The organism is Bradyrhizobium sp. OK095 (assembly GCF_900109945.1).
GTDB lineage: Bacteria > Pseudomonadota > Alphaproteobacteria > Rhizobiales > Xanthobacteraceae > Bradyrhizobium.
This window is the reverse complement of record NZ_FOBX01000014.1, coordinates 40,410-50,841: the sequence shown is the minus strand read 5'-3', so window position 1 is coordinate 50,841 and position 10,432 is coordinate 40,410. Positions and strand designations below refer to the sequence as shown.

7 protein-coding genes and 1 pseudogene are annotated in these 10,432 nt (G+C 63.4%); 2 read left to right on the top strand and 6 right to left on the bottom strand.

From position 1 onward, the window contains the following. Positions 1-89: 89 nt before the first annotated feature. Positions 90-1,817, top strand: coding sequence for a PAS domain-containing sensor histidine kinase (locus BMW89_RS30005; protein ID WP_143062860.1), 1,728 nt, complete (start codon positions 90-92; stop codon positions 1,815-1,817). Here the strand turns inward: BMW89_RS30005 and BMW89_RS30000 are convergent. Further along, a pseudogene (locus tag BMW89_RS30000) lies at positions 1,764-4,054 on the bottom strand (FdhF/YdeP family oxidoreductase). The gene BMW89_RS30005 and the pseudogene BMW89_RS30000 overlap by 54 nt on opposite strands. A 240-nt stretch (positions 4,055-4,294) precedes the next feature. On the opposite strand from BMW89_RS30000, the gene BMW89_RS29995 reads away from it, so the two are divergent. After that, a complete protein-coding gene (locus tag BMW89_RS29995; protein ID WP_092032535.1) occupies positions 4,295-5,542 on the top strand; it encodes an oxalate decarboxylase family bicupin in 1,248 nt (415 codons plus the stop codon). Positions 5,543-5,606: 64 nt separating this feature from the next. On the opposite strand, the gene cydB is transcribed toward BMW89_RS29995, so the two are convergent. The 5 genes from cydB to BMW89_RS29970 are packed head-to-tail and all read right to left on the bottom strand — an operon-like array spanning position 5,607 to position 10,432. After that, complete coding sequence (gene cydB / locus BMW89_RS29990; RefSeq protein ID WP_092032532.1) at positions 5,607-6,593, bottom strand: cytochrome d ubiquinol oxidase subunit II; 987 nt, start codon at positions 6,591-6,593, stop codon at positions 5,607-5,609. Between the two features lie 2 nt (positions 6,594-6,595). Next, the gene (locus tag BMW89_RS29985) at positions 6,596-8,005 is read right to left on the bottom strand and encodes a cytochrome ubiquinol oxidase subunit I (protein ID WP_092032528.1); all 1,410 of its coding nucleotides are present in this window, start codon (positions 8,003-8,005) and stop codon (positions 6,596-6,598) included. Positions 8,006-8,024: 19 nt separating this feature from the next. Beyond that, positions 8,025-9,563 carry a malate dehydrogenase (quinone) gene (gene mqo / locus BMW89_RS29980; RefSeq protein WP_092032523.1) on the bottom strand — a complete coding sequence of 513 codons (1,539 nt, stop codon included), beginning with the start codon at positions 9,561-9,563 and terminating at the stop codon, positions 8,025-8,027. A 42-nt stretch (positions 9,564-9,605) separates the two neighbouring features. Continuing rightward, positions 9,606-10,010, bottom strand: coding sequence for a cupin domain-containing protein (locus BMW89_RS29975; protein ID WP_092032519.1), 405 nt, complete (start codon positions 10,008-10,010; stop codon positions 9,606-9,608). Further along, positions 10,007-10,432 (bottom strand): cupin domain-containing protein, encoded by a 426-nt coding sequence (locus tag BMW89_RS29970; RefSeq protein WP_092032515.1) that lies wholly within the window; start codon positions 10,430-10,432, stop codon positions 10,007-10,009. Before BMW89_RS29970 ends, BMW89_RS29975 begins: the two co-directional genes overlap by 4 nt.

Here is a 10,432-nt window from a genome sequence, read left to right as displayed (position 1 = left end):
AGCAACCCGATCGCGGCTTCGTGCGTTTTGACAAAGCGCCTGCGAAAACGCAAAAGACCGCTCTTCGGCGTCGCGGTAGACCCTACCGCATGATGCTCGAACGCCTGGATGGCTCTAATTCCGGACAGCCCCAGCGATGGTGGCGCCGTGTGCTCTCAGACTGGATCATGAAGGTCACGCGACGTGATGAAGGCGCGTCGCGGCAAAGCCAGGCCGCTTATCTCGCCGAAGCGCAGAAGCTCAGCCAGACCGGCAGCTTCGGCTGGAACGTCGTGACCGGCGAGCTGTTCTGGTCGGATGAAACGTTCCGGATTTTCGATCTCGCGCCGACAGCGCGCCCGTCACTCGGCTTCGTCCTGAGGCGCACCCATCCCGACGACGTCAATGGCGTACGCGAGGCCATCGACCAGGCGGTGAACGAGAGGAGCGACTTCTCCCACGAGAGCCGGCTGACGATGGACGACGGCGCGATCCGGACCATCCGTGTGGTCGCGCGCGGAATGACGAACGGCCGGGGCCAGTTCGAGTTCGTCGGCGCGGTCATGGACATCACCGCCCAGAAGAAGGCCCATACCGAGCTGGAGCGAAGCGAACAGCGTTACCGCCATTTGTTCAGCCGCATGCCGATCGCCTTCCGGCAGCTCGACGCCAGCAGGTTGGTCGTGCTGTTCCGAAAATTAAAAGCCGAGGGCGTCAAGGACCTCGGCCCCTATTTCGACAGCCATCCCGGGTTCCTGCGGACCTGCATGGACGCGCTCTCGTTTCAGGAAGCCAACGAACGGGCCATCCAGATGTTCGGAGGCGGCGTCGACGACTATGTCGGACGTTCCATGGCCGATACCTGGAAGGAACGTCCCGATACGTTCCGGCGGGCCATGGAATCCCGTTATCGCGGCGAGACGAATTTCGAAGAAGAGACGAGGATGGTCACGTGGGACGGCCGCGTCGTCGACGTTCTCTTTACGACAGCTCGGGTCGGCCCCATCAATGATCTCGAGATAAGCCTTGTCGGTACCATCGACATTTCGCAGCGTCTTCGCACCCAGCAGAAGCTCCAGCAGGTGCAGGCCGAGTTTGCGCATGCTACACGCGTCTCGATGCTCGGCGAATTGACCGCGTCGATCGCCCACGAGGTCAACCAGCCCCTGGCCGCCATCGCCACCAACGGCGCCGCCGGGCTGCGGTGGCTGAACAGGCCCCGCCCCGATATCATCGAGATCCGCAATGTGATCGAGAACATCGTCATGGATACCCAACGCGCCGCGAACATCGTGGCGCGCGTTCACGGAATGGCGTCCCGCAAGGTGCCGGAGCAGGCACCCCTGTCGTTCGACGAGATCATTCGCGAAGCGCTCCTGTTTCTGCGGCACGAGTTGGAATCCCGCAACGTAACGATCCTGCATCGCCCTGCCGCCACCGCACCGCAGGTGCTCGGTGACCGCACGCAGCTCCAGCAGGTGGTCGTCAATCTCGCCATCAACGCGGTGCAGGCAATGACGCAAGCCGGATATGACGATCGCAAGATCGTCATCAGCACGGCCACACGGGATGCGGCAACGTTGTGCTGCTCGGTCGAGGACAACGGTCCCGGGATCGCCGCCGAACATGTCGATAGGCTTTTTGACAGCTTTTTCACGACCAAGGACAGCGGCATGGGCATGGGACTGCCGATCTGCCGGTCGATCATCGAAGCGCATGGCGGCCGGATCGGCGCCGAAGGCCATTGCGCGAATGGCGGCGCCCGCTTCTGGTTCACGCTGCCGCTATTCCCCGGTAGCAGCCGAGCGCACCAGGCGGATCGGGACGCCCTTGTATGACGGCGTGAAGCTGAGGGGTCACGGGCATAGAGCGGCACCAGCGGATTGGTCTCCGGGTAGTACGCCGCACAACAGCCGGTGGGGAAGGAATAGGCCACGACACGAAAGTTGCGCACGATCCGCTCGGCACCATCGGTCGAGGCGGTTATCAGGTCGACGCGATCGCCGTCGGCAAGTCCCCGCCTCTTCAGCTCGTATTCGTTGAGGAACACCACGTCGCGCTGACCGAACACGCCGCGATAGCGGTCCGACAGCGAGTAGAGCGTGGTGTTGTACTGGTCGTGGCTGCGTATGGTGGTGAGCCACAGGGAACCCGGATCGCTCTCCGGCGGGTCCTCGCCGCAACCCGGAAAGACCAGGAAGTTCGCCTTGCCCGATGGCGTCGCCCAGATGCGTTCGCGTGCCGTCGATGTGAGATGGAAGCCGCCGGGGACGCGGATGCGGGCATTGTAGCCCTGGAAGATCGGCAACACCGCCTCGATCGCATCGCGGATCTGGTCGTAATCCGCAACGAAGCCGTCCCAGTCGACCACCGTGCGCTCGCCCAGCGTCGCCTTGGCGACGCCGGCGACGATCGCGATCTCGCTAAGGAGCTGCTCCGACGCCGGCTTGTTGCGGCCGCCGGACGCATGCACCATCGACATCGAATCCTCCACCGTGATCGACTGCGGCCCCGAGGCCTGCACATCGATCTCGGTGCGTCCGAGGCACGGCAGGATCAGCGCGGCGCGGCCATGGACGAGATGGCTGCGGTTGAGCTTGGTGGCGACATAGGCGGTCAGATCGAGCTTGCGCAGCGCGACCTGCGTCGCCTGCCAGTCCGGAATGGCCGCGGCAAAATTGCCGCCCATCGCGAAGAACGCCTTCACCTCGCCGCGGATCATCGCCTCTAGCGCGGTCACCACGTTGTGTCCCGGCGCGGCCGGAGGCTTGAAGCCGAAGCGCTGCTCCAGGCGTTCGAGGAAGTCTGCCTTAGGGATCTCGGTGATGCCCACGGTCCGATCACCCTGCACGTTGGAATGACCGCGAACCGGGCAGACGCCGGCGCCGTCGCGCCCCACATTGCCGCGCAGCAGCGCGAGGTTGGCGATCTGCTGGACGTTGTTCGCGCCGCGCCAGTGCTGGGTGATACCCATGCCGTAGACGAGGATGGCGCGCTCCGCCTTCATATAGGCGCCGGCCGCATATTCCATGTCCTCGCGCGTCAGGCCGGACTGACGTTCGATGTCCGGCCATTGCGTGCGCTTGAGATCGTCGATCAGCGCTTCAACGCCGGCGGTATGGCCGCGAATGAAATCCCAATCCAGGATCACCGGCTGCTCGGCGGCGCGGGCGGCGGCGTCGGCCTCCACCAGGCTCTTCATGATTCCCTTGAGGACGGCGACGTCGCCGCCGACCCGCACTTGAAGCAGTTTTGAGCTGATCGTCGTCGACGACAGCGTGATCATCTCGAGCGGGCTTTGCGGTGCCTGGAAACGCTCCAGCGCCCGCTCGCGGAACGGATTGAACGAGATAATGGAAGCGCCGCGGCGGGCCGCATTGCGCAGGCTGGTCATCATCCGCGGGCTGTTGGTGCCTGGATTCTGGCCGAAGATGAAGATGCAATCGGCCTTGTCGAAATCCTCCAGCAGCACGGTGCCTTTGCCGACGCCGAGCGAGTACGGCAGGCCGACGCTGGTCGCCTCGTGGCACATGTTGGAGCAGTCGGGGAAATTGTTGGTGCCGTATTCACGCACGAAAAGCTGGTAGAGGAAGGCGGCCTCGTTCGAGGTCCGCCCGGACGTGTAGAATTCCGCCATGTTCGGATCCGGCAACGCCCGAAGCTCGCGACCGATCATGTCGAACGCGTCGCTCCATTCTACCGGAAGATAGCGGTCGGATGTGGCATCATAGGCCATGGGATGGGTGAGCCGTCCCACCATTTCGAGATCATAGTCGTTCCAGCTCGCGAGCTCAGTGACAGTATGCTCGGCGAAGAATTCGGGCGTGCAGCGCTTCGATGTCGTCTCCCAGGCAATCGCCTTGCCGCCGTTCTCGCAAAATTCGAATGAGGAGGTGTGCTTCGGATCGGGCCAGGCACAGCCGGGGCAATCAAAGCCCTCCGGCTGATTCATCCGGCTGAGTGTCGCCGCGCCCTTCCGCGGCACGCGCTGCACCAGAAGCGCCTCGCCGAGCGCCTTGAGTGCGCCCCAACCGCCAGCGGGTTCACGGTAGGGACGAACCGACTTCGTGGTCATCTCGGTATCTCTCGGTATGGCGATTTTCCGAGCCAGTTAAGGATCGCGCGGACAGAGCCGTCTTTTCAAAACGAAGCCGAATTTCGCAATTGCACACGCACGGACCCAGGCGGCGGGCCAGTGCATTCCTGAAAAAGGAAGGCCGTTCCCGGAAGCTGTGCCGGCAACCACCAACTAGGATGGGCGTCCGGAGCCCTGTCGCTACGGTGGGCTTTCGACAATTTTCAGGAGCGATCCAAGATGTTTTCAAGACGAGATTTGCTGGCCATGTCCGCGGCAGGCGCCGCCATGGTCGGTTCCAGTGCGCAGGCCGCAACCTTCGGCAATCCGGACGAGCCGCCGCAAGGCGCCATCAACGCCAAAAGCCCGGGAAGCCTGACCGATCCAGGTCCGCAAAATCCGGAGCTCGCCAAGCAATTCCCTTCCGCGCAGACCCCGCCCGCGACGGATGTTGGCGGCCTGCCGATGGATTGGGCCTCGTTCAACAATGCGCCGAGGCGCATCCAGGATGGCGGTTGGGCCCGTCAAGTCACGGTCGAGGACTTCGCCATCTCCAAGGAGATCTCCGGCGTCAACATGCGGCTGTCCGCCGGCGGCATCCGCGAGCTGCATTGGCATCAGGCTGCCGAATGGGCGATCATGACCTACGGCAGTTGCCGCGTCACCGTGCTCGACACGCAGGGGCGCCCCTATGTCGGCGACCTCAAGGCCGGCGACCTCTGGTACTTCCCGGCGGGCGCGCCGCATTCGCTCCAAGGCCTGGGGCCCGACGGCTGCGAATTCGTGATCTGTTTCGACGACGGCCACGCCAATGAGTTCAACACGCTGCTGGTGACGGATTGGCTCGCCCATACGCCACCCGAGGTGCTGGCAAAGAATTTCGGCGTCCCGGCCGACGCGTTCGCCAAGATTCCGCTGCACAATCGCTGGATCTTCCAGGGCACGGTGCCCGGCGATCTCGCCGCCGATCGTGCCGCCGTCGCAGGGAAGGCCGAGGCACCGTCCTACCCGTTCATCCACTCGCTTGGCAGTTCGACCCCGGTCAAGGAGAGCTCCGCCGGCAGCATCCGCGTCGCCGACAGCAGCAACTTCAAGGTCGCCACCACCGTCGCCGCGGCACTGGTGACGATGCCGCCGGGAGCAGTCCGCGAGATGCATTGGCATCCGAACGCCGACGAGTGGCAGTACTACATCAAGGGCAAGGCGCGGATGACGGTGTTCGACACCGGCCCCAACGCGCTGACGACGGATTTTTCGGCCGGCGACATCGGCTATGTCCGGCGCAATCTCGGCCATTATGTCGAGAATGTCGGCGACACCGAATTGCAGTTCATCGGCGTGTTTCGCGCGCCCCGCTACGAGGAGGTGTCGCTCTCCAACTGGCTGACGCACACGCCGCCAAAGCTGGTGGCCCAACACTTCAACATCGACGAGAAGCTGATCGCGCAATGGCCGGCCAACAGCCCGGGCGTCATGCCCAAATCCTGAACTAAGATTCTTAACGAGAAAGGCGCCCGGCAACGGCGCCTTTCTCTTGCCTGCCTGAGGACCGTCAGTATCGATCGGTCGCGGAGACCGTCTTGCCGCGGAAGACGCGATAACCGACTGCGACATAGAGCAGCATCAGCGGGAACACAAAAAGGCCCGCACCCCAGAACATGAAGGCGAGACTCGCATGAGGCGCCGCGGCCTCGTCGATCGTGACGACGAACGGAATCATGTAGGGCCAGAACGATAAGGCGAGCGTGGCGAAGGCCGCCACGAAGATCAGCGCGACCATATGGAACGGCCAATAATCGTCATGGTCTAGGATGCTCTTGGCCAGAATAGCGGCCGCACCGGCGCCGATCGCGGGAAACACGAGCAGATAGGGCCGGTCGGTCCAGCGCTGCAGAATTGGAAGATGTTCGGCAAGCGCATACGCAAAGACGACGACCAGGAACACCAGGACGCCGATCGCCAGCGGCGGGATACGGCGTCGCGCGTCATCCCGAACGGGACCTTCGCTCTTCCGCACCAGCCAGCAGGCGCCGAGCAGCGCGTAGCCGAAGCAGAGCCCGATCCCGCACAGGGCGGAAAAAGCAGTCAGCCAGCCGAACGTTCCGCCGGTATAATCGCCGTTGGAGACCTGAAGTCCTTCGACGAGAGCGCCGACCATCGCGCCCTGCATGAAGCTGGCGGCAAACGAGCCCGCGACGAAGCTGACGTCCCAGACCCAGCGCGAACGGAGCGCCTTGCCGCGAAACTCAAAGGCTACGCCGCGCAAAATCAATCCGAGCAGCATCACGACGACAGGGATATAGAAGGCCGACATCACCATGGCGTAGACCACGGGAAACGAGCCCCACATGATCACGCCGGTGACGACCAGCCAGGTCTCATTGCCATCCCAGACCGGAGCGATCGTGCGCAGCATCGCGTCACGCTTCGTCTCTCCATCGGCGAGGCCGAACAGCATGCCGACGCCGAGATCGAACCCGTCGAGGAGGAGATAGATCAGAATGCTGATGGCAAGAAGGGCAACCCAGTACATCACCATGGCTATTCTCCCACCTCGAGATAGCTGCGCGCGGCCGGCATCTGATCGGCGAGCGACATCGGCCGATTGGGCACGGGAACGTGAAGCGGCTTGCCGCCGAGTCCCGCCGGGCCGGCGCGCAACAATCGATAGATGTAATAAGTCCCGAAGGAGAAGATGAAGGCGTAGACGGCGACGAACAGGATCAGCGAGGTCATCGCGGCCGACGCGGTCAGGAACGGCGTCACGGCGTCCGCAGTGCGCAACACGCCGTAAATCGTCCATGGCTGGCGGCCTACTTCCGCGGTGTACCAGCCGGTGAGGATGGCGATCCACGGCAGCGGGAAGCTGAGGAAGATGCCCCACAACAGCAGTCGGCTCCGATTGAGCCGATGCTTGAGGCCGAGATAAGTCCCGAACCAGGCCAGCCCTAGCATCACGAAGCCGCAACCGACCATGATGCGGAAGGCGAAGAAGGGAATCGCCACAGGCGGCCGGTCCTGCGGAGCAAAGCTGGTCAGGCCGACCTCCTTCGATGTCAGGCTCATGCTGCCGATGACGCTGCCGAGCACCGGAATCGATATCGCGTATCTGTTCGCCTCGGTGCTCGAATCCGGGATCGCGATCAGCACCTCCGAGGCCGGCTGCTCGTCATGCCAGCGCGCCTCGATCGCGGCGAACTTGGCCGGCTGATAATCGTGGACATAGTCGCCGACGAGATGTCCGATGAGGAGCTGGACCGGCAGCAGCACCGCCGCAAGTGCAAGACCCATCCGCAGCATCACATGGGCCTCTGCGCGATAGATCCGCCGCAGCAGATACCACGCGCCGGTCGCCGCCACGCAGAATGCGCCGGTCAGGTAGGACGCGAGCAGCATATGCGGAAACCGCACCCAGACCACGTGATTGAAGATGATCTGCGCCCAGTCATCCGGCACGAACTGGCCGTTCTGCATGACATAGCCGGTCGGCACCTGCATCCAGCTGTTGTTGATCATGATCCAGAACGCCGAAAGCGTAGTTCCGAGCGCCACCATGGCCGTGGAGAACAGGTAAAACCACGGCGGCACCCGGGGCCTGCCGAAAATGAGGATGCCGAAGAAGCCCGCCTCCAGCATGAAGGCGGTGAAGGTCTCGTAAGCGAGAAGCGGGCCCTGGATCGGTCCCGACATCCTCGATAGCACGCTCCAGTTCGTCCCGAACTGAAACGCCATCACCACGCCCGATACGACACCCATGCCGAAGGCCACGCCGAAGATTTTCAGCCAGAACTCGAACAGGGTCCGGTGGACCGATTTGCCACTGTACTGGTGCATCGCTTCGAGCACGGTAAGCCAGGCGGCAAGCCCGATCGTGAACGCCGGAAAGATGATGTGAAACGAGATGGTGAAGGCGAATTGCAGCCGCGACAGGAGGAGCGCCGTCGGATCCATCGGACAATCTCCCGTTAGCTCAGGCCCGCTTCGCGGCCATGGGCGCGCGTGCGGCAGGCTGCGGAATGTTGTCGACCTTGAGGACCTCCGCCGTCGCGGCGCGAATCTGGCGACTGAAATCCGCGTCATCGATCAGTGACACACCATAGGACGGGATGATCTGCTTCAGCTTCGGCAGCCAGGCGCTCGCCGTCAGCTCGCCGGCGAAGCACTTCTCGAGCACACTGATTGCGATGAACGCCGCGGTGGAGGCACCCGGCGAGGCACCGAGAAGGGCGACCAGCGAATGATCATCCGCGCCGACGAGCTCAGTCCCGAACTCGAGCAGACCGCCGCGCTTGACATCGGGCTTGATGATCTGGACGCGCTGACCGGCGACCTGCAATCTCCAGTCCTTCGGATCAGCCTTCGGGAAATATTCGTCGAGCGCCGCGAGCCGATGTCCCTCGGATTGCAGCACCTGCCCCACCAGATATTCGGTGAGATCGAAATTGTCGCGCGCCACCGAAAGCAGAGGCTTGACGTTGGCGGGACGAATGGACTCGAAGAGATCCAGCAGCGAGCCATGCTTGAGGAATTTGCTCGAGAAGCCTGCATAGGGGCCGAACAGTAACGAGTGCCGGCCGCCGATCACGCGCGTATCGAGATGCGGCACGGACATCGGCGGGGAGCCGACCGCGGCCTTGCCGTAGACCTTGGCGTGGTGACGCTTGTTGATCTCGGGATCGTCGCAGCGCAGCCAGATCCCGCTGACCGGAAAACCGCCATAACCGCGTCCTTGCGGGATGCCCGATTTCTCCAGCAGTGGCAGCGCGCCGCCGCCAGCACCGATGAAGACGAATTTTGCACGAACCGACCGCGTCTCGCCGCTCGCGGCGTCGCGCACCTCGATCCGCCACCGGCCGCCCTGCTCCCGGTCGAGACCGGTGACGCAGCTGTTGTAGTGGACGGCGCAGCCCGGCTGGTTGACGAGATGACTAACAAGCAGATGGGTCAACGCCCCGTAATCGACATCGGTGCCGGTGATGATCCGCGTTGCGGCAACCGGCTCGTCGCCGCTCCGGCCCTCCATCACCAGCGGCGCCCATTCGGCAATCTGCGCCGGGCTCTCGGTATGCTCCATGCCCTCATAGCAATGATGCGCCGACATCGCCTTGAACCGTTTCCGGAGAAACGCGACGTTCTCCGCGCCGTGCACGAAGCTCATATGCGGCACCGGATGGATGAAGGACCTGGGATCGGCGATCGCTCCCAGCCCGACCAGGTAGGACCAGAACTGCCGAGACAGATCGAACTCGACATTGACCTGGAGTGCCTTGGAGATGTCGATGCTGCCGTCGGGCCTTTGCGGCGTGTAGTTCATCTCGCAGTTTGCCGCATGGCCGGTACCGGCATTATTCCAGGCGTCGGAGCTTTCCTGCGCACAATCTCCGAGACTCTCGAGTATCTGGATCGACAGCGACGGCTCGAGCTCCCTGAGAAAGACGCCGAGGGTCGCGCTCATGATGCCGGCGCCAATGAGAACGACGTCCGTTTCGCGGTCGGAAGCTGCTAACATGGATTTTCCCTTCGTTGGGTGTTGCTGTTCTGGATGGCGCGATCAGGCCCGCACCGATTGCCGCGCCTTGGCGCGGTACGGCACCTCTGCTCCCGGCCGCAGGATCACGTAGGCGCGGCGCCAGGACGAATCGTCGGTCAATTTCCAGCTGTGCCCCGAGCCGGCGGTGTCCTCGGCCAGCAGGACGTTACCGGGGTGAATCAGGAAGTGGTGGCCGTCACGCGTCTGGAAATCGAGCGTTCCGCTCAGCGTGATCACGAGTTGCCGGATCGGCGCAGTGTGCCAGGCGAAAGCACCGCCCGATTCCGTCTCCTGGAAGGAGACACTGACGGCATCGATCTTGCCAGTCAGGAAATCGCCACGCTGGCCCGGCTCCAGCTCGATGAAGCCTTCCTCGAAATGCGAGTTGTTATCCTCGCCGGTCCATAGACGCACACAACGAATCATCGTGTCTCTCCTTGCAGTGTGGTTGCGCTGCCTGTGCGGCGTTGTTCGAACCGGAACGGCACCTCGGCGTCCGGCTCGAGAACCGTGTAGAGGCGCCGCCACGGCGCTTCATCCGTCATGGTCCAGTTGTGGCCCGCCCCGCTCGTATCCTCCGTGAACAGGACGTCGCCCGGGCGCAGCGTGAAGCTTCCATCCGCGGTCTCGAACCGCAGGGTGCCACTCAAGAACATGACGAGCTGACGCGCGGCATCCGGATGCCATCCGAGCTTCGGATCGGCGACCGTTTCGTGGAACGAGGCGGCATCGATCGGAAGCTTTGCGCTCAGCGCATCGCCCCTGGCTCCGCGCTCGAGCTCCATGACACCCTCCTGAAAGTGCGACTTGCCGTCCGCACCCGTCCACAGCTTGACGCACCGGATCAT

Excerpts from the sequence above, each read along its gene's own strand:
- BMW89_RS30005 (WP_143062860.1), top strand. The coding sequence starts at position 90 with ATGATGCTCGAACGCCTGGATGGCTCTAATTCCGGACAGCCCCAGCGA.
- BMW89_RS29995 (WP_092032535.1), top strand. The coding sequence starts at position 4,295 with ATGTTTTCAAGACGAGATTTGCTGGCCATGTCCGCGGCAGGCGCCGCC.
- cydB (WP_092032532.1), bottom strand. The coding sequence starts at position 6,593 with ATGGTGATGTACTGGGTTGCCCTTCTTGCCATCAGCATTCTGATCTAT.
- BMW89_RS29985 (WP_092032528.1), bottom strand. The coding sequence starts at position 8,005 with ATGGATCCGACGGCGCTCCTCCTGTCGCGGCTGCAATTCGCCTTCACC.
- mqo (WP_092032523.1), bottom strand. The coding sequence starts at position 9,563 with ATGTTAGCAGCTTCCGACCGCGAAACGGACGTCGTTCTCATTGGCGCC.
- BMW89_RS29975 (WP_092032519.1), bottom strand. The coding sequence starts at position 10,010 with ATGATTCGTTGTGTGCGTCTATGGACCGGCGAGGATAACAACTCGCAT.
- BMW89_RS29970 (WP_092032515.1), bottom strand. The coding sequence starts at position 10,432 with ATGATCCGGTGCGTCAAGCTGTGGACGGGTGCGGACGGCAAGTCGCAC.